Here is a 19039-nt window from a genome sequence, read left to right on the forward strand (position 1 = left end):
AGACAATCGTCGGCCGTATGTCACGTGATTATGTAGTCGCTGTCGACGAACGAATCCGCATGTTTTTTTGCTGGCGATTGCCGCCGCGCGGCGCGATATCCCATAATGGCCCCTACGCCAGTTGCGCCCCCGTACCCGCTGTCTTCTCGCGTCTGCCTTTAACACTGAGTAAGGAACTCCTGCATGCGACGTTTTGCGTTTGTTTTTGTGCTGCTTGGACTCACCGCGCCTCTCGACGCGCTGGCCGGTACGTCCAATAGCTTGATGGATATCTCCGCCGACGGCCGTTTATTAGCTTGCTCAAATCGCGACAACGGCACGGTGAGTCTTGTCGATCTGCAATCGAACGCCGTGATACGCGAAATCCCCGTCGGGCATCATCCCGAAGGAGTCAGTTTTCTGGGAGAGACGCACAATCTAGCAGTGGCGGTCTATGACGAGGATCAAGTTCTCTTCATTGATGGTCAAACGGGAAAAATTGATGCTCGCATTGATGTGTTCGACGAACCGTACGGCGTCGTTTCCAACAGCGACGGCAGCCGCGTTTACGTGACCTTGGAATATCCCGGCACCGTGTTGGAAATCGATACGGCTGCACACACGGTGCTGCGCTCCTTGCCTGCCGGAAAGTTCCTCCGTGGCATTGCGATCGAACCGGGTGAGGAACGACTGTTAGTCTCCGAATACCACACCGGCATTGTCAAAGCGATCGAATTGAAGTCCGGCAAAGTCGTCGACAGTTGGCAAGGTTCGCGAGATGATAACCTAGCGCGGCAACTGCAACCGCACCCCACGCGTCCCAAGGTCTATCTGCCCCACATCCGCTCCAAAATAACCGTCACACATGGTGCCGGTTCCATTTTCCCCTACGTGACCGTCATCGACTCCGCCCCCGGCGAGGGTCGCCGCCGCAAACCGATTGCCATGGATTCCTTCAAAGGAACCTTGGTCGTCGCCAACCCTTGGGAATTGGCGATTTCGCCCGACGGCCAACGGCTGTATGTGGTCTTTGCCGGGACGGACGACATGTACGTCTGCGACATTTTGGATGACAATTATCGCGAAATCAAATTTGTGAAAGTCAAAAACCTCGGCCGCAATCCCCGCGCGGTCCGCGTCGCACCGGACAATCAATCGTTTTACGTCTACAACGCTCTCGACTTTGCTGTGGTCAAATACGATGCTCACACACTGCGGCCGATTGCGACCATCCCCGTCTGTGAAAACCCGCACGATGAACAAATCCTGCTGGGCAAGGTGCTATTTTATTCCGCACAGCAACCGATGGTCGGCCGCCGTTGGATTTCCTGCGCCAGTTGTCATCCGGACGGGCACAGCGATGGACGGACTTGGCATAACCCCGAAGGACTACGCGATACGACCGCTCTGTTCGGCATGGCCTGGACGCATCCCATTCACTGGTCGGCGGATCGCGATGAGGTCCAAGACTTCGAACACACCATTCGCAGCCAACTGATGCAAGGTCGCGGACTGATCCGTGGTGACGTCAACCCGGCGTTGGAAACCCCCAATCGCGGACTCTCCGCCGAATTGGATGCCATCGCTGCCTATTCCAATTCCCACAAATTCACCCTCAGCCCACACGCCAAAACAGGCTTAAACGCGGCTGCCAAACGCGGACAAAAGCTGTTTTTCGATGAAGAAACCCAGTGCGCCACCTGCCACGGCGGACCTTTCTTCACCGACTCTCGCATGGAAAAACCATTCCGGCTGCACGACGTGGGCACAGGCAACGACGACCCCTCAGAAATCATGGGCCCCAAATACGATACCCCGACGCTGCTGGGGATTTATCGCACCGCCCCCTATCTGCATCACGGCAAAGCCAAGACGCTCCGGGATGTGCTCACGACACAAAACAAAAACGACCAACACGGTCAAACCAGTCATCTGTCAGCGGAACAAATCGATGATCTCGTCGAGTTCCTCAAATGCCTACCGTACGAGGATCCGGAACCGGCGGCGATCAAGGCGGGTTTGCGGCGCGTTGATTGATATTGAACATTCAAGTAGACAAACAGGCCCGCGTCTCGTGAGAAACGCGGGCCTGTTTCGATTTCAATCCGTCATTTTAACGCGATGATTTACGCCTGCGCGGGAACTTCATATCCCTTGCGGTATTCCCGCGTCGTCAAGGCGTTTGCGGCGGCGTTGTCGATGAACGATTCCGTTTTCTTATCGACCATCAACTTCGGCCCCATGGCGAACTTCACCTGCGAAGGATCGACATTGTTGTCCTTCAAGTGCGACTTGGTCCGCTCGAAGACATCGACCGCAAATTCATTACCCGCCAAGCCAGCTGGGGCAGCCCCGAAATCGCTGGACTCACCCAGGCGATAGGAAATGTTCGCCAGATGGCACAACGCGCTCGACAGATGGCCTTCGTTGATCTCGCCATTGAGATCTTCAACACGACGGCTACGGACGGCATCGACAAAGTTGTTGTAGTGATAACTATCGTCCCCTTCGCTGAAGCGTTTGATCTCATTACCATCTGGATCAAACACGACGGCTGAGGTATAGCTGCATTTCATGTAGCCATTTTCGCAATGGAAAATATTGCCGACGTCATTGCCGCCCGCATCGCCACCTAAGTAATGCTTCGTCGGCAGTCCACGGGTTTCGAAGACCAACAGTTTGTCGCCGTATTCCATGATCGACATTTCGGTGTTCGGCGTTTCGCCGTCGTCGACGTAACCAAACCGGCCGCCGAATGAGATCACACTGTCAGCCAACGTATCGGCCCCAATGCCCCACCGGGCGACGTCCATTTGGTGGATCCCTTGGTTCCCCAAATCGCCGTTACCGTACTCCCATTGCCAATGCCAGTCGTAGTGCAGGCTCTTGCGGGGCACATCGGCCCGCAGCGGTGTCGGTCCCAGCCAGAGATCGTAGTCCACCCCTTTGGGGACCGGCGTCTCTCCAACGTGGTCGATGCTTTTGCGCCGCTTGTAGCACAACGCCCGAGCGACCTGAAGTTCACCCAGGCCGCCCTCTTTGAGAAACTTGATCCCTTCGATCACACCAGGATTCGAGCGAATTTGTGTGCCCGCTTGGCAAACACGGCCTTCTTTGCGGGCCACATCCACCATCACGCGGCCTTCGCGAATATTGTGGCTGACCGGTTTCTCGACGTAGACATCTTTACCGGCCTGCATCGCCCAAATCGCGGCCAGCGAGTGCCAATGGTTCGGCGTGGCGATCGAGACCACATCGATCGAGTCGTCGTCCATCACGCGTCGCAGGTCTTGATAATAAGTCGGTTTCTTGCCGGTTTTCTTATGAACGTTTTCCACTCCCTTGATGTGTCCCACCGTCTCGTCCGGATCACACACAGCGACAACATCGCAGTTCTCCACACCCGTAAAGCCGTTAATGTGGCTGCGGCCTCGACCGTTGACGCCCAACACAGCGACACGGACGGTTTCATTCGCGCTTTTGTTCGCTTTGGCTGCCTGAAGAATCGGCTGCCCCATCAAGCCACCCGCCGTAGCGGTCGCCGTGGCCAACATCGTGTTTTCTAAAAAGCGCCGTCGAGTTTGATTTGCCATTGTGGAATGACCCTTTGCAAGATTTCCAAAACAGGATGTAACTGATCGATACGAAATTCATGGAGGCGTCGGAAGTGATGCGTTGTGCATGGTTGTGACCTTGTCGATTGCGACCACACGACTCACAAACCAAGCTAGCAATTGACAACAACTCGACGTCAGAGTTTTCAAGTGATCCCTCAAATCCCTCAGGGATTATTGTACTAAACAGCCAATCGTTACAAAACCCGACGAAGCGGCAGTTGCCGCTGATTTTTCTCAGTTTTTTCCGTTTGGGCTTGTTGTCTCATTCTCCCCCCGGGTATCATTTTAATGGGCAATGCATAAGTGACACGAGTTGAAGTTCTCGGTAATTTCTCCTCAACAGGTTCACTTTTCGGAAGACTCTGATTAGCAATCAGTCATCACTCTCCAAGAACACGTTTTGAACGTGTTTTCTAACTGCAACAACACCAAAGTGATATGATTGGTTTGCGACATAGTCGCCCTTCAAGTTGCTTGCGTATTCAGCAGCTTGCAAAAACTGAAGACCCTTGGGGATGAGGAGTAAAGCATGGCTGTTGATCAAGCGGCGCCACAACACCAGGAAAAATCGACCACAGTCGATGCTCAAGCGACTGTCTTCATTGTCGATGACGACCCCGCAGTGCGTGGTTCGATGTCTTGGTTACTGGAATCCGTCGACCTGCCTGTCGAGGTGTGTGCTTCGGCTCAAGAATTTCTCGACACCTATAACCCCGCAATCCCCGGTTGTCTTGTCCTTGATATTCGTCTGCCCGGTATGGGTGGGATGGAGCTGCAGAAAGAACTCGCCAAGCGGAACATCCACATCCCCATCATCATCGTCACCGGTCACGCCGAAGTTCCGATGGCTGTCCGCGCAATGAAAGCCGGTGCTGTCGACTTCATCGAAAAACCGTTCAGCGATCAAGTCTTGTTGGATTGTATCCGCACCGCCCTGCAACGCGATTTCGAATCACGTGGCGACGATATCCGCCGCGAAGAAATCGCCGCCCGCATCCGCACACTGACCCCGCGGGAATTCGAGGTCAAGGAAAAAGTCGTCGAAGGCAACTCCAACAAAATGATCGCCGCCCAACTGGGTGTGAGTCGCAAAACCGTTGAAGCGCACCGCGCCGGCGTGATGAAAAAAATGAAAGCTCAATCGGTCGCCGACCTCGTCCGCATGGTCACCGAATACCGGTCGCTCTAACAGACGACTCAACCCGTGTAGCCGCGATTGCAATAGCAACCGTGGCCAGCACAACCGGCAAGAAACAGCAATCTCAGCGATCACCCGCACGATCCAGTCTTGGCACGCCCAATCAGGCACTCGGCAACCGATGCTGCTGGAAGAACTTCCACAGCACGGCATTGGCATCCAAGTTCTTCGTGCTCTTGCCCAAAAATAACAGCGGCGGCTTTTGCCCCGGCCATGTGTGTCCGCCCCCTTCGATCACATACAATTCGATCACAGCCCCCGTATCACCGGGCGGAAACACTTCGCGCCACACCGACGTTCCGTCATCCACAAGAACCGGGAACTCCGTTCGCAGTGGCGTCTCTTCACAACGATTCGCCGCTTTCCAACAATCCAATGTGTGCGCCACGGAAAAGAACTCGGTCCGTGATGGACTCCGTTTTCCACGGCCTCCTTCCAGCGGAACGAAATAATCCTCAGTCCCGTGCATATGCAAAATCGGCACCGGACGCGCGGGTGAACAGCACTCCGTCCCCATCGTTCCCCCAATCGAAGCGATCGCCGCGATCCGCTCCGACAACTCCGCCGCCAACCGGTAACTGAGCATCCCGCCGTTGGACATGCCCGTCGCATACACGCGTGCAACATCCACCGGCAGCCGCGCCGACAAATCATCCAACATGGCCGCGACGAAACCGATTTCATCCGCCGGCGGGTGATCAGGGGGATGATCGTTGCAACAAATCCCCGCATCCCACGACAACAAATGCGGCTGCGGCCCCGTCCCATTGGGATAGACGACAACAAACCCCGCCTCGTCCGCAACAGGATTCAACCCACAAAACCGCACCATCCCCTCCGCATTCGACCGCCCGCCATGAAAAGCCAGTACCACAGGAAGCGGCCTTGAGGCATCGACCCCAGAAGGAACGTGTACCAAATAACTCCGCTCGGTCCCGTCGACGTCGATGGTGTGCAGCGTATCGTTTTCGTGTGAATTGTGCATAAAATCCGTTGTTCATTAAATCCATTGGGTAGCCTGGAAAGATTTTTTCAGGCCGACGAAGTCGGCAAGAAGCCTCTATTACGGCGATCCATACCACAAATATGTTGCAACAAAAACCCTCGGGTGTCTGTCTCGCTCCATAGAATCTTTCCGGGTCACTCGTGACCAATTATGATGATGCCCTATCGCACCCGCAATCACAACCTTGCACTTCCACGACACCGGCAACGATTCGTTGGCTTTGCACCTGCTGATGACGCAGCAAGACTCGACGCTCCACAGAAAAAGTGGTATCGTCACGGCCACACATTTTGCAAAGGAGCCCCTGAAAATGACTGAACCAGACGCAGCCGCCGCGCCGGATGGACCGACCAACGAAGAACTCAAACGCGCGCTAAAAGCCTTCAAAAAACGCCTCAAACTGACCCGTACCGATGACGAGGCCCGGCTCGGTTACGGCGGCATGACCAGCGGCCGCAAATCAGCAATCACCGGCATCACCCCGCCCAACCAATACCCCCCCGCCGTCTGGCAAGAGCTGGTCAAACGAGGCAAACTCAAACACATCGGCCAAGGCCTGTACGAGTTGGTGCCAGTCTGATGGGTGGTGGTTAACGAACGGACTTACAGGACTGTTTTCGGACCAAGACGAGTATAGGTTGAAGCGATGCCGCAAGAACCTAATTCCGACTGTAATTGTGGCGTACCTCAACTTTGTGCAGCGGATAGGAATTGCCCAATCGACTGGGATTCCGAATTGCATGAATTCCAATTGGGCGATTTTGAAGGTCGCCAGTCTTGGGTGATTCGTTACTGCTTCAATTGCGGGAAGCCTCTCTCTGGATCCAAGCGAGCTGACCTCTTCTTCGAAATGAATGCTATTGAAGTTGATGACGTCCAACGACGATTCAAATCAATTCAGTCCGTCGAAGCGTTGGTTCACCAGTTGGGTGAACCAGACGTTTGTACATCGACGGGTGGCGAGGATGTTGATTGGCCCCATGACTTATCCAACGAAGAGCGCGCCTACCTAACATACCTACGATACTGGACGACTGTGGACGTGATGGTTCCGGTAGAAAAGGGAAATTTAGCCGGGTTTATCTGTAGCCCGAGGCGAAAGTGACTTTTATCGCGCAGTCGATAATCAGTTCAAGTAGGTCCGACTGTGCCGGACGATAACAGCGAGGGTGACAACAAACAGGTAACCACTGACAGCGCATGTCTCCCCAATCAGCGGCCGGTAGAACCGGCCCGGCCCTACGGGACTGGCCTAGGGAAGGAAGCAAGAGACCGAGCTGTAGCTGCCTTCTGTGCCGCTAAACCTGGGCATCCTATTTGCAAAGATGGGCACGGAGGTTGGATGGATTCAATTCTAGATATTGCAGCGAATCACTCGTGTGTTTACTGGGAACAGTTCGCATTTGGTTTATGCGGTAGTTGGATCGGTGGCCTTATACGAGAAAGCTGCGAGGATTGCTGTGACAAACATCATCCGTAAGGTTGTGGTATATTCCATCTCTAAGAGAGACAGAGTCTTTGGGTGGGCAAGTGTAATGCTAATTGGCTCATCCCTAATGCTGCAGTTTTTTATTTTTGCTATATATAATATGGATACTAGTCCCTCTGTGGCAGTGCCGCCTAGTGCCATTGATATAACACCGGCACGCGCCGATTTGTTAGAAGACATTAAAATGCGACGCATAACTATTAATGTAAGAACTCGTAGCATCTTTGGTTCGGTTCTTGATCTAAGTTGCATTTCCATGTACTGCCTATTGCTGGGCGTAATAAGCTTTATGGCCATGAAAGGCTCCGAAAAAAAGAGGGCAAACCTGAGGTGCGCGAGGTCCAAAAACAATGACGTACGAAAACTGAACCCATAAAGTTCAAGTAGGTCCGGCTGTGCCGGACGATAACAGCGAGGGTGACAACAAACAGGTAACCACCGACAGCGCATGTCTCCCCAATCAGCGGCCGGTAGAACCGGCCCTACGGGATTATAGCAATCACGAACGAAAATCCATGACGACGCGCAATCTCGCCATCCTACTGTTTGACGACGTGGAAGTGCTCGATTTCTGCGGACCCTTCGAGGTCTTTTCGGTGGCCGGCCATTTTGTCGATCCCGTCGCATTTGAAGTTTATACGGTGGCCGAACAGGCCGGTCCGGTCATCGCTCGCAACGGACTGAGCGTTAATCCGCATTACGGGCTACACGACTGCCCGCCGCCGGATCTGCTGATCGTCCCCGGCGGACAGGGAACCCGTACGCAGATGCACAATCCCGTTCTGATCGAGTGGATCAAACAGGTCGCCGGAGAATCCGAACTCCTGCTGTCGGTCTGCACGGGAGCATTGATGCTGGCCCGAGCGGGCTTGCTCAACGGACTGGAGGTGACCACCCACGCCAATTCGATCGAAGCATTGCGAGAACTCGTCCCCGATGCCACCGTCCATCCCGACCGACGCTTCGTAGACAATGGCCGCGTGATCTGCTCCGCCGGCATCGCCGCCGGAATCGACATGAGCCTGCACGTCGTAGCGCGACTGTTGGGAACCGAAGTCGCAGAGAAAACATCACAGCACATGGAGTATCCCTGGGAACCAGCAAGCCGGTAGCGCACGATCGTCAATCACCTTCGCCGAACCGTTTAATGGAAAACTTGCTCGTCTTTGAGTTATAGTCAATGTCCCAACCATTCCACTGCAGGACAGCGGCTCCCAGAAAGAAAAGACACATCACAGTCACCAGCGCCGAAAGTCCATAGCCGCCGACCGGCGTCTTCAAGAAGTCGTCTTCATGAACCTCGCCATGTTGCAACCGGCTGAGGGAGGGTTCCGAAGGGACGAAGATCACTGGAACGGTCTTGGCGCCGGCCTTGGTCAGTTCTGCGTAATAGGCTGGTTCGATCTCCGCGTTCCGGCTTCCCGTTTCACCCGCCTCGTTTGTGCAGGTGTATTCGACACGCGTTGTGACTCCATTGGGTGCAAGAAACAACCGATCAATGGTCGCGACCCCTTCGACCGCTTCGGTCTTCAGCAGCTTAGCGGCGCGTTGTTCCTCATGGGTCATCCAGGCAATGGAAGCCGAGACGAGTAGCATCACCACTGCAAAGCATGCGATAAAAACGGCGCTCTTGCGGGCCTTACGAAGTTGAATGTCGCCGGCAACCGCCGGGCGCTGATCGGCGACCTTTGATTTTACCGTGGCGACCAAATCGTCAAACTCTTCGATCGCTTCACTCACCGAGGCGACCTTCACGCCCGATTGATCGAACAGATCCAACCGTTTTTGTTGGGCCATCGACGTGGTATTCACCGTGACCCAGCCGATTTCACTCCACCGGTGCTGGCTGGTCCCGCTGCTTTGCTCAATCTCAATCCCCTCCTCACCGACGCGCACGCGCCGCGGACCACGGATGAGCGTCCACCCACCCATGAACAGGCCGAAAGCGATAATCATCGGAAAAGTGCTCATGGAATGCAGAGCGAGTTGATCAACCCGCCGAAAGAGCGCGAGCACGAACCCAAGCACGCTCACAATTGCCGCCCCAACCCCTCCGACCAACATCCACCCGCCGAGCACCTGCTTATTCGCCGCTCGCTCATAAACAAAGATCGGCTCGGAGTGTTCCAATTCTTGCGATTCCATAATCGGTGTCCTGCGATTCCATGATCTGTCATCGGTCGAAGGGTGGCCGGATCACCTAGTGAGAAACGATTTGATGTCTCACCTGCAGGCGGCAAGTCAGCAGCCTAGCGCCCAGCCACTCGATTCTCACAGGTCGCATTGTACCAATGATATTCGCGTTTTTCACACGTTTTTTTTGGGGGGGGCTACGGTGATTGCGTACTTGCGTGTTGAACATTGTTAATAGGTTTGGCAGGCTTAAGTCGCCTCTGGTTTCAGTCATCCGTGTCGGTCGTCTCTGCTCCCACCTCGTCGCCCTTCATCTTTCCGAAATTTGATATCGTGAAAAAAAACAGGACGACATGCACCATTAACGAGAAGAGATAGAAAACGATGCCAACAACAACAGTCCAAGTTGAAAAAGAAAACGGAAATCGGTCCAAATTTGCGAAAACGACTGCGAAGAAGAGTCCAGAGGCAACCCCTCCACAAATCATCCGCAATGTTGAGAATTTAAACTCTGCAACGTCCTTCGATTGACTCTCAGCCATGAAACCGAAAAGAGGATACGAAAAGAACATTCCGTAAAGTCCCGCCAATGGTGCCACGGTTCTCGTGTCAATATCACCAGACAGCCACAGCATGGCAAGCATTGAGGCAATCGAAGTAAGTTCGAAACCCAATGCGAAAGACCACAGTTTTATCATGGGAGTCGCACCTCAGGCTAATCAAACTGAAACCCAAATTCGTCGAGACCGGTTATTGATCGTTTAGTGTGATTCGCAGACCCCGCTGATTTATTCACTTGTGCGAAAACAAACACCATTTTGCTCAACACGTCCACCCGTAGGTCAGTGTGCAGGTCAGGCAGCCGCCTGCCCTAAGTTTCCTGTGAATTTAACACCCAACCGAACGCCCATCGCGACCGCACAACCCGGCGACTTCTGGCCGTGCCAACTTGCAGAATTAGCCGTCGCTTCGGTTGCGCCACTGCCACAGTTCGACGACGGTGTATCCGATCAAGGCGACCCTGCAGAATAACTGCAACGTGAACCCCTTGATCAACAGCATCTCGATACCACTGACGGTTGCAAATGAAAAGTAAAGCATCAACGGGATCGCCACCCATTTGAGGTCGAACCAAACAAGCAACGACATCAGTCCCAGCGTTCCGTACAGCACAGTGAAGCCGATTGACCCCTCGCGAACGTTGATGAATGCGAGAAAAAAACCGGCCAGCGCCAGCAGGGGAGAAAGCCAGATGAGATTTCCGCCAGGACTTTTGAAGCGCATGCTACATGTAGATCAGGCAACCGCCTGACTCCTTAAAGACTTGATCATCAAATGTGGTTTGCACCATGCGGCCGCCTGGCCTGCGTCGCTAAAAATTGGCATAGGGATGTGCGATCGCGAAGTCGGTGCGCCAGTGTTGTGCGAATGTCGTGATGACGAATATCGGGATGAATCCGAAACGCACAGCGAGTAAATCACAGCGTGTCGGATTTTGTGGCCGGCGGTAGGTAATCAGCGTAATTAGAAGCCATTGGGAGATGATTGCCACGGTGCAGGCACGGTTCATTTGCCCAAAGTCGAGCATCAACAGCGTGAGCAACCAGATCGGGAGTTGCTGATACGCGGCAAACCGAATAGCGCGGTCCATTTTCGGATCAATTGGTGTCGCGGCTTTTTCTTCAGAAACCCGTGACATAGGAACCACCACGCTACGAATCACGTACGAAGATGTTGATTAAATTCTCACTGGACCGTCCACTTGCCTAGGAGGCAGTGTTTCGCTGCAGCGTTCTGGTTAGCACGACTTTTTGCGAAACGCTTGCAGCCTCTCCGAATCATCATTCTGTTGGGTCAAGCCTTGCCCCCTTCAGGTGAAGCTCAATGCCTTTCCGGTTGTGAAATCCCGCAGCAAGCTCGCCAAGCTGGTCATAGACCAACGAGAGCAATTGGATACGCGACCAAAAGTCCTGCTCTTTGGGAACGGGACACTTCAAGGCGAACACCAATTCAAACCGGTACTCCTTTCCCCACAACAGCACTTCTACGTGTGACATCTTCGAAGAAATACGCTCGCTAAAAGGAACTAAAGCGATTCCTGGTGCGGTGCTTGCCAACTGCGAGACGAACCCGCTGACCTCGTCGTATGCCTGGCGTAGGCCATCGAAAGCCACCTGTGATGTCCGCGCATCACTGTGAAGTGTCACAGGCACGAGAAAACTCTCCGACGCAAGCACTGCGCCGTTTGATGCTGAAAGACGGGTGTCTGGTGATTTGAACATGATGGCTGGCGGCGAGTGCTAACTAGTATTTTTTAACAACCTTCGTCGAGAATACTCCCGAGCCAGCGGAAGCGTCAACACAATCCATCGCAAACCCGCTCCCACCAAGCCGGTTTCGTCGACTCGGCATAAGTTCCGAATTTGGGACAGTCGCAATTTCACACATTGTTGCGGAGACTGTTCAATTTTCGCTGCAGCAACTCAGCGACATAAGCAGCGTCTTGACGATTTGCCATCCAGATAAAGAATTCTTTTTTCGGGGTCGACAAAGTCGCTACGCAGTTATGGTCCGAATTTTCGACGTCATCGATCCGTACCCGTTTTTTTTGCTCAGCGGCTAGGCGAGCTTCGAATCCAATGATTTCAGCGATAGGAACCGACAAAGTTACACGACAAGGGCCAAACAACGATGTCTGGCGAAGTTGCAACTCGGTCAGTTCCACAATGTTTGTTCCCCGAATCACCCAAACGGCCATGAGTAGGCAAACACCAGCGGGGACGACGTAGTAGGGCCACCACCAGTTAAATTCGATTCCCAGGAATACGGGTATCATTCCCAGCGTGATTCCTAAGATGATACCACCTGCTTTGGCCCCACACGTAGCTGCCGTCGGGAGTCGAAGCCGTAGACCGTTGGGCGGCATCTCCTCAACCTTCACAGTTGCTGGGGCTTCTCGATCGAGGATTTTCGCCCGTAACGCTAACTGCTCAGAGACCTCAGGGTCAAATTCCGCTCCCAAGAACCCATTGATCGTGTCGACCATCCAGTTCAGATCGCTCTCAGTCAGAGATTCGCCGAAACTTACAACGCCATCAACGCATTGAACTTCGATACGATAATCTGGGCCATCATCATTAGAGACAAGATCGGCACGCGAACTGGCATTCAGAGTCAATTGTTTTGTCCGGCTCCAGCCAAATAGATTGCGCCTGACGACGATGCGATCTGGTTCCAGAAAAACGAGGACGGTTTCAAAGCACTTTTTGAACCAATAGCCCAGCAGGCACAAACCAATGACCAGCATTACGCACAGCGCTATTGCAAAAGGCCACGCCTGCCAGATCCCATTTATCTTAAAGCATGTGAAGGCTATTATGCCGAGCCATTGCAAGGAAAATGACAGCAAAAACAAGCTACGTTGGCCAGCACCAGGGAGCCGAAACAGAATGGTCGTCTCATCCGGCTGAGTGAAGACGATTCGCGTTCTGCCGGGAGGTGTTACCGCTGGTGAGTCGCTTGAGGTCGTCATGTCGTTTTTTATCGTGCGAGCGCTTCACTGACATGGTGAAAAGGCCGTACACGTGAATTTTATCCGGACTCTGTGCGGGAATTCTATATCGCTCCGTGAAATTCCTTAGTGATTCGGTCAGGCAGCCGTTTGACGACCGCTCGGGTTGATGGTCAAACGCCGTTTGTATCAGGCGGCTGGCTTACCTACCCCCCTTACCGTTTTTCGCTCCTCTGGCCGAGCCTTTCTCTTCGCGGCCCAGAAGGAGATTCCACACGGCAACCGCACCGTCGTCCGTGCCGATTGCGATGGATGTCCCATCACCGCTGAACGTCACCGCGCTGATGGTTTGCGTTCCATAGGTCGTCGATGAAAGCGTCGTCCCAGTACGAACGTCGCACAACACAAGCCGAGAACCGGAACCGTATGCCAGCATTTTGCCATCAGGACTCATGGCAAGGCCGCCGCAGTCCTCTTCCTTTGACCAAAGGCGTTCCCTTCGATCCATCGACCAGCAGACCAATGCTTCGTCACCTGATCCACGGACCACCTTGCCTGATGCACCGACCAAGTACTCACCGTTTGGAGAAATAGCGAGATGCCGAACAAAGGCAGGGGAATGAGGTTGCCGTTCATCGAAAACGATACGCCCCGAAGGCAGTTTTCGAACCAGCATACGGCCGCTGTCCAACTTATTCTCAAGACCATAGGACTCCCAGCCAAGAGCGATCCTTGCTGCGTCCTTTGCCACTTGCAGCGAGAAAACGTTCCGGCCCGCTCCCTTCAATACCATCGTTTCTTTGCCATTTAAAGGGTTCCAAAAATGGAGATTCCCGCTAGACGAGGTGACAACCATTTCGGTTCCGTCTTTGCGCCAACTCGATACTGCCGGGGCGAACCCCTCGCCGTCACTCCCAAGAGTTCGGAGTGTCTTGCCCGACGAAGCATCCAATACAAGGGGATCGCGGTAATACGGTGCCAGCACGAGCATCTTGCCGTCACCAGCAAACGTCAGGGCGATCTCCTCTTCAGATACAGCGCCCACGGGCGGCAAACTGACTTCCCATGCTTTCACTCGCGTCTTCAGATTCCATAGGTAAACACTACGGACCACGTCAGCAGAAGCCAAGTATTCCCCATTTGGCGAAAACGCAACAGACGACAATGACCAGCGACGCATTTTGAACTCCATTTCCGGCATCGCCGGCAGTCGGACGTCATCATCTGCCGAGGCCGCACGTGACGCTGCAAAAGGCACGACCAAGGCAAAAGCAACTGGCAGGAAAACGCCCAAGAAAACGTCTTTGATCCAATTCATTCTTGCACCTCTGGAATGTCGCTGTGACAGTTACGTAAGGCCTATTGCACGGGCTAACATTTGCGATTAGGCAATCCATCGCGTTCTCATAACCAACTTCCGCCGACCACCAGCCGGAGCCTACCCCTCCACACCCCCGCGCCGCTCCGCAATCTCCGCCAACCGCCGGCGGATCTCCGCTTCGTACCCACGGTCCACCGGCTCGTAGTACGTCCGGTCCACTCCCAGGTAATCTTGATCCACCCAGCCCGCTTCGGAATTGTGGGCGTATTGGTAACCTTCGCCGTGTCCCAATTGTTTCGCGCCGCCGTAGTGCGAGTCCTTGAGGTGTTTGGGGACCGGGATGATGCGTTGTGTGCGGACGTCTTCTATCGCGGCGTTGATGGCGGCGTAAGAGGCGTTGGATTTGGGGGCGGTGGCGATGTAGGTGACGGCTTGCGCCAAGGGGATGCGGCATTCGGGCATGCCGATGAATTCGGTTGCTTGCGCAGCTGCGTTGGCCAATACCAAGGCCTGCGGGTCGGCGTTGCCGACATCTTCGGCGGCGGCGATGACGATGCGTCGCGCTAGAAACCGCGGGTCTTCGCCCGCTTCGAGCATCCGCGCCAGCCAATAGATTGCCGCATCGGGATCACTGCCCCGCATGCTTTTAATCAGCGCGCTGGCTGCGTCGTAATGTTCGTCGCCGTCGGCATCGTATTGAATCGCCTTCTTCTGAATCGATTCCTGCGCGACCGATAGGTCCAACGCCTGCCCACTGCCGGCGATCGACAAAGCGGCGATTTCCAAAGCGGTCAGCGCCCGTCGCACATCGCCATCGCAAATGTCGGCTAAAAAATCGAGTGCTTCATCTTCGGCTTGAATGCGATGCTCACCCAGCCCGCGTTCAGAATCTTTGAGCGCCCGCTGCAGCACACTGCGAATCTCAGCGGCCGGGACCGATTTGAATTCAAAAATCTGGCTGCGGCTGACCAGCGGGGAGACCAGCGAGAAAAACGGATTCTGCGTCGTCGCCCCGACGAGGCTGACGACTCCTTCCTCGACATCGGGCAACAACACGTCTTGTTGCGATTTGTTGAAGCGGTGCAATTCATCGATGAACAACACCGTCCGCTCGCCGGAACCTTCCAACCGCCTGCGGGCCGTATCCAGGGCGGCGCGTAACTCTTTGACCCCGGAAGCAGCTGCGTTTAACTGCGCGAACTGCGATCGCGTGTTGGCGGCGATGAGTTGGGCCAGCGACGTTTTGCCGGTGCCAGGTGGTCCGTAGAAGATGACGGAGCTAATGCGGTCAGCTTGCAGCATCCGCCGCAGCAGTTTGCCCGGCCCGAGAAAATGCGCTTGGCCGATGAATTCATCCAGCGAGCGAGGACGCATTCTGGCAGCGAGCGGTTTTGCCGACTCTCGGAACTCACGTTCCTGGTCGTCGAAGAGTCCCTTCAAAAAAATAAACCTCCACCGGATGCCGGTCGAGCTGATTTGTGTGAACCCGCAATACAAAGGGGGGACCGACGACCGGGTTGTGTGAGCCGCATTCCTGACTAGGTCAGGGGGAGCGGATATACACGCTGCCGACCAGAAATGGTCCCCTGCGGATATGTCATAGGGTCAACAAATAAGGGCCCGTATCGTACATGGCAGAGGTGCATCGAATCCTAGGGATCCAACAGCGTTGATCCTAGCATCGGCCGCGCGGGTTCTCAAGAAGAAAGCGTCCGCAGGTGACGTTTTTCCCGGATCCACTTCACGGCGATTTTCGCCGACTCCGCGACTGGCGGTTGTCGCTCACATTTCTGTGCCGTCGAAATGCCGTGCTTCGAGGTATTTGGTGTTTCGCTCGACTGCCAGGACCACGGTTTGTTGCTTGACGCCGCTGGAGGAGGTGATGGTTGCCGGGACAACCTGCCGCCCTTCCGGCATGCTCAACCGAATCGTAAACGAACCATCTTCGCGCAGGTCGACATTCTCTTCAGAAATAGTGAGCCGCGCTCCGGGAGTCGCATTACCGAATACGACCAACTCAACTCCCATATCCAATTCGATGCTATCGTCGTCTCCGCCCCGCGCGCCGGTTGGTAAAAAGTCGGTCAGCGGATGTGAACTCATCGGTCGACGCATCTGCTGATCCATCATCTCCCGAATTCTTGTGTCGCCATTGCGTTTGCCGTTTTGCGAATGTCCGTTTTCGTATTGCTGAGCTGTTTTGCTCCAGTTTTCATCCACAATCCCACAAGCGCCCGGTTCGGGTGTTGTGACGACATTGGAACGTGCCATTCCAAAGAACCGCCCGCTGGCAGCGAGATAACCGATCTGCAACTGATACACACCCGGCGGATTGGCGACTTCGATATACCAGTGATTGATTCCACCGTGTATAGCGACGTCTTTGACTGTCTTTTCCACACAGCGACGATTTTCGTCGGCCGAAACGTCCAGTACGCGAATCACCGGTTGCGCAGTATGCCATTCATGCGCCAAGCCCGCCTCAGCCCGTTGGATCGTCGCCGGACTCAATTCCCACAAAGCGTGCAACCAAAAGGCATCGTGAGCGACCACAAATAACCGGTCCTGCAGGGCGGCGTCTTGTCCGTTCTCAGTGGCCAGGTTTTTGGAGATCCCGGCGGTCACCGAACGCTGATGGGTGTGTCGCCCGTTGCCGTTGGAGCCGTTCCTGTTTTTAGGGTTGCTCGTTTTGCCACCGTTCATTCGCACATTTGGCGAATTCCCGTTCGTCGAACTCCCATTGGCCGTTGCGGTCCGCACCCGCTTGCCATTGAGCGTTGAGGAGCGGCTTGTGCTGCCATTTTTGCGACGGTCCTTGCGAGCCAATCGGCTGAGCGCCTTGACCAGCTCATCCTTCCGCATTGCATGCCAGCCGGCCACGCCACGGGTTTTAGCCATTCCGGCCAGATCTTTACGGGTCTGCGACTTCAACTCATCGACGGTCATAATTCAACTCCGACTCAATTCCTTAAGGAGCGGCTTTTTACTCCGAGGAACAGTCGCAGCCATCCATGACTCTATCTGATGGGGCCCAAACCCCCGCATCCGAGCGCACGGTGTAAGAACACTGTTGAAACAACACTGCTGTAATAACACTGTGGACGACACAATCCTCGTTGAAATCGGCGAATCATCTCGCCGTTCTCACACAAAATGATCGCAAACAATCGCGATTTTTATCGGCGCCTGAAAACTGCAGCGCACGCTTCGATCTGAGAAAAGAAAACTACGGAAATGTCAGACTCAACAACCGGCGAGAACTTAGAAACGTTGGCAGCCACGAGGAACGCCCCGAAATCGCAACATGTTCACCGTCCAGACCAAGACAGATAGTCCGCACTTCCCTTCTACCAACGCAACTCCGAACATTCAATGCCCATCCAGCCCATCCGGCCCTGGGGTTTGTACCTAACCCTCCATAACCTCTTGACTGCATGAAAGATACGACACGCTGTCTTTGCTTGTCCTTGGAACGCTAACCACTGTTGAGCAATGAACGCCCCCCAAAACAGACGACTCTGTCAACTCATTGAGTTGCGTTCCCCGACAGTTTTGTCCAGGTAGTTAGCGGCCCCCATCACAGCAGTCTCAATGCCCAGGTGTTTTCTACCTGAGACGTCACGACGAACACGAAAACCGGGGCAACCAGAATCAGTCATTGCTCAGACGTCTTGAACTCTTGAAATTTCAATCCGCCACACTGTTCAATGCGCCACCGTGACAGTGTCGCCGCTTCGCACTTCTCAAGATGATTTCAACGACACGGATTCAGTCTTTCTCTAGCTTGATCTAGCTGCCGTTCTCTAGCTGCGATTTCGAGCGCTTCAGAAATTGCTTGGTCATTGATGCGATACAGCCATCGATGCGAGACAGTGATCGAGTTGGACAGTCCCAGAAATGAGAATGGGATTCTGGCGGCGCGCCCAAGTTTGAGAAAATTGAAAACAACGTAAGCAGGGACTTTGACATGGGTTGAGTGGCTGGCTAGACTGGCCCCTCTTGAACGCCGGGGAGAGGCCCCAATTGTTCAAAATTGATGCCGTGTGGACATGGTTTTTCGATGTCTACGCTTTCTGGAAACGGCATAGCGCGGACTCCCGTTTTTGACGGTGTGTTCGTAACTCATCCCGTTTTCAACAAGCTTCGCAAGTAAGGCGAGTTTGTGCCGCCCGACGACCAAAACAAACGCTCACCCGCAGCCATCGGTTACGAATGGGTTTCGCGAGTGACTACGGTGTGCCTGGAAATGGTTTTGCCGGGAATTGGTGGGCAATGGCTGGATGAGAGGTGGGGGACGAATTACCTTACCTTGCTAGGGTTAGTGATTGGGGTCACGGTGGGGATCACACATCTGCTGGCGATGACAAAGCAGGCAGAGCGATCCAAAAAAGATAAAAATTCTCAAGATTGAATATTCGGGAACGGCCGGTTTTGAAACTTCAAACGCTCCAAAGGCTAGATCGACTTTTTCCGCGAACGCTCGCGGGAAGCTGTGTCGTATTAACGGTCGTTGTTGCGTTGGTGTTACCGGTTGTTGCCCTAGCGTTGCGAGCCCGCAACGGGAGCGATGGGGTTCTCGCCGCATGCATTGCAGCGGGCATCTGTTGGGTGGCATCAGTTGCGGCATTGGTTGTTGCTAAGATCACGACGGAGACTCAGTTGCGTTTGGCCGGTGTCTTTGCATCGATGGCTTTACGAACCGGGATCCCGTTGATCGCAGCGATCGTTTTGACATCCACAAGTCCTACATTGGCCCGCGGCGGTATATTTGGAGCCACAGTAGTA

Annotated in this window: 17 protein-coding genes and 1 other RNA gene; 5 read left to right on the forward strand and 13 right to left on the reverse strand. The window is 54.3% G+C overall.

What is annotated here, in order from left to right:
* The first annotated feature begins 183 nt into the window (after positions 1–183).
* Positions 184–2016, forward strand: a complete 1833-nt coding sequence (locus Mal52_RS17950; protein ID WP_145377696.1) for a beta-propeller fold lactonase family protein — start codon at positions 184–186, stop codon at positions 2014–2016.
* 89 nt (positions 2017–2105) lie between these two features.
* On the opposite strand, the gene Mal52_RS17955 is transcribed toward Mal52_RS17950, so the two are convergent.
* Positions 2106–3572, reverse strand: a complete 1467-nt coding sequence (locus tag Mal52_RS17955; RefSeq protein ID WP_145377697.1) for a Gfo/Idh/MocA family protein — start codon at positions 3570–3572, stop codon at positions 2106–2108.
* Positions 3573–4125: 553 nt separating this feature from the next.
* Between Mal52_RS17955 and Mal52_RS17960 the strand changes: the two genes are divergently transcribed.
* Positions 4126–4785 carry a response regulator transcription factor gene (locus Mal52_RS17960; RefSeq protein WP_145377698.1) on the forward strand — a complete coding sequence of 220 codons (660 nt, stop codon included), beginning with the start codon at positions 4126–4128 and terminating at the stop codon, positions 4783–4785.
* 112 nt (positions 4786–4897) lie between these two features.
* On the opposite strand, the gene Mal52_RS17965 is transcribed toward Mal52_RS17960, so the two are convergent.
* Positions 4898–5779, reverse strand: a complete 882-nt coding sequence (locus Mal52_RS17965) for an extracellular catalytic domain type 1 short-chain-length polyhydroxyalkanoate depolymerase (protein ID WP_145377699.1) — start codon at positions 5777–5779, stop codon at positions 4898–4900.
* Positions 5780–6110: 331 nt separating this feature from the next.
* On the opposite strand from Mal52_RS17965, the gene Mal52_RS17970 reads away from it, so the two are divergent.
* Both Mal52_RS17970 and Mal52_RS17975 read left to right on the forward strand, forming a co-directional pair.
* Positions 6111–6380 carry a hypothetical protein gene (locus tag Mal52_RS17970; RefSeq protein ID WP_145377700.1) on the forward strand — a complete coding sequence of 90 codons (270 nt, stop codon included), beginning with the start codon at positions 6111–6113 and terminating at the stop codon, positions 6378–6380.
* Between the two features lie 1424 nt (positions 6381–7804).
* Positions 7805–8401 carry a DJ-1/PfpI family protein gene (locus Mal52_RS17975; RefSeq protein ID WP_145377701.1) on the forward strand — a complete coding sequence of 199 codons (597 nt, stop codon included), beginning with the start codon at positions 7805–7807 and terminating at the stop codon, positions 8399–8401.
* A gap of 10 nt (positions 8402–8411) precedes the next feature.
* Here Mal52_RS17975 and Mal52_RS17980 read toward each other — a convergent pair whose 3' ends face one another.
* The 10 genes from Mal52_RS17980 to Mal52_RS18025 form a co-directional block, all read right to left on the reverse strand.
* Positions 8412–9434 (reverse strand): hypothetical protein, encoded by a 1023-nt coding sequence (locus Mal52_RS17980; protein WP_145377702.1) that lies wholly within the window; start codon positions 9432–9434, stop codon positions 8412–8414.
* A 254-nt stretch (positions 9435–9688) separates the two neighbouring features.
* Complete coding sequence (locus tag Mal52_RS17985; RefSeq protein ID WP_145377703.1) at positions 9689–10120, reverse strand: hypothetical protein; 432 nt, start codon at positions 10118–10120, stop codon at positions 9689–9691.
* A 259-nt stretch (positions 10121–10379) separates the two neighbouring features.
* Positions 10380–10706: a hypothetical protein gene (locus tag Mal52_RS17990; protein WP_145377704.1), complete on the reverse strand. Its 327-nt coding sequence runs from the start codon at positions 10704–10706 to the stop codon at positions 10380–10382.
* Between the two features lie 88 nt (positions 10707–10794).
* The gene (locus Mal52_RS17995; RefSeq protein WP_145377705.1) at positions 10795–11145 is read right to left on the reverse strand and encodes a hypothetical protein; all 351 of its coding nucleotides are present in this window, start codon (positions 11143–11145) and stop codon (positions 10795–10797) included.
* A 118-nt stretch (positions 11146–11263) separates the two neighbouring features.
* Entirely contained in the window at positions 11264–11704 is a 441-nt protein-coding gene (locus Mal52_RS18000; protein WP_145377706.1) for a hypothetical protein, read from the reverse strand.
* A 158-nt stretch (positions 11705–11862) separates the two neighbouring features.
* A complete protein-coding gene (locus Mal52_RS18005; RefSeq protein WP_145377707.1) occupies positions 11863–12468 on the reverse strand; it encodes a hypothetical protein in 606 nt (201 codons plus the stop codon).
* A 667-nt stretch (positions 12469–13135) separates the two neighbouring features.
* Positions 13136–14251, reverse strand: coding sequence for a WD40 repeat domain-containing protein (locus tag Mal52_RS18010; protein ID WP_145377708.1), 1116 nt, complete (start codon positions 14249–14251; stop codon positions 13136–13138).
* 120 nt (positions 14252–14371) lie between these two features.
* Positions 14372–15694: a replication-associated recombination protein A gene (locus tag Mal52_RS18015; RefSeq protein WP_145377709.1), complete on the reverse strand. Its 1323-nt coding sequence runs from the start codon at positions 15692–15694 to the stop codon at positions 14372–14374.
* 5 nt (positions 15695–15699) lie between these two features.
* Positions 15700–15898: non-coding RNA, 6S RNA (gene ssrS, locus Mal52_RS18020), on the reverse strand.
* Positions 15899–16036: 138 nt separating this feature from the next.
* Positions 16037–17200, reverse strand: coding sequence for a DUF4912 domain-containing protein (locus Mal52_RS18025; protein ID WP_145377710.1), 1164 nt, complete (start codon positions 17198–17200; stop codon positions 16037–16039).
* 1216 nt (positions 17201–18416) lie between these two features.
* Here Mal52_RS18025 and Mal52_RS18030 point away from each other — a divergent pair.
* Positions 18417–18665 (forward strand): AtpZ/AtpI family protein, encoded by a 249-nt coding sequence (locus Mal52_RS18030; RefSeq protein ID WP_145377711.1) that lies wholly within the window; start codon positions 18417–18419, stop codon positions 18663–18665.
* Between the two features lie 244 nt (positions 18666–18909).
* On the opposite strand, the gene Mal52_RS30375 is transcribed toward Mal52_RS18030, so the two are convergent.
* Entirely contained in the window at positions 18910–19032 is a 123-nt protein-coding gene (locus Mal52_RS30375) for a hypothetical protein (protein WP_261342844.1), read from the reverse strand.
* Positions 19033–19039: the final 7 nt, after the last annotated feature.

Origin of the sequence: Symmachiella dynata (assembly GCF_007747995.1) — a bacterium.
GTDB classification, from domain to species: Bacteria; Planctomycetota; Planctomycetia; order Planctomycetales; family Planctomycetaceae; genus Symmachiella; species Symmachiella dynata.

Coding starts and splice junctions, on each gene's coding strand:
- Mal52_RS17965 (WP_145377699.1), bottom strand. CDS start 5,779: ATGCACAATTCACACGAAAACGATACGCTGCACACCATCGACGTCGAC.
- Mal52_RS18005 (WP_145377707.1), bottom strand. CDS start 12,468: ATGGTCGACACGATCAATGGGTTCTTGGGAGCGGAATTTGACCCTGAG.
- Mal52_RS17990 (WP_145377704.1), bottom strand. CDS start 10,706: ATGCGCTTCAAAAGTCCTGGCGGAAATCTCATCTGGCTTTCTCCCCTG.
- Mal52_RS18025 (WP_145377710.1), bottom strand. CDS start 17,200: ATGACCGTCGATGAGTTGAAGTCGCAGACCCGTAAAGATCTGGCCGGA.
- Mal52_RS18010 (WP_145377708.1), bottom strand. CDS start 14,251: ATGAATTGGATCAAAGACGTTTTCTTGGGCGTTTTCCTGCCAGTTGCT.
- Mal52_RS17975 (WP_145377701.1), top strand. CDS start 7,805: ATGACGACGCGCAATCTCGCCATCCTACTGTTTGACGACGTGGAAGTG.
- Mal52_RS17970 (WP_145377700.1), top strand. CDS start 6,111: ATGACTGAACCAGACGCAGCCGCCGCGCCGGATGGACCGACCAACGAA.
- Mal52_RS18000 (WP_145377706.1), bottom strand. CDS start 11,704: ATGTTCAAATCACCAGACACCCGTCTTTCAGCATCAAACGGCGCAGTG.
- Mal52_RS17980 (WP_145377702.1), bottom strand. CDS start 9,434: ATGGAATCGCAAGAATTGGAACACTCCGAGCCGATCTTTGTTTATGAG.
- Mal52_RS17985 (WP_145377703.1), bottom strand. CDS start 10,120: ATGATAAAACTGTGGTCTTTCGCATTGGGTTTCGAACTTACTTCGATT.
- Mal52_RS17955 (WP_145377697.1), bottom strand. CDS start 3,572: ATGGCAAATCAAACTCGACGGCGCTTTTTAGAAAACACGATGTTGGCC.
- Mal52_RS17960 (WP_145377698.1), top strand. CDS start 4,126: ATGGCTGTTGATCAAGCGGCGCCACAACACCAGGAAAAATCGACCACA.
- Mal52_RS17950 (WP_145377696.1), top strand. CDS start 184: ATGCGACGTTTTGCGTTTGTTTTTGTGCTGCTTGGACTCACCGCGCCT.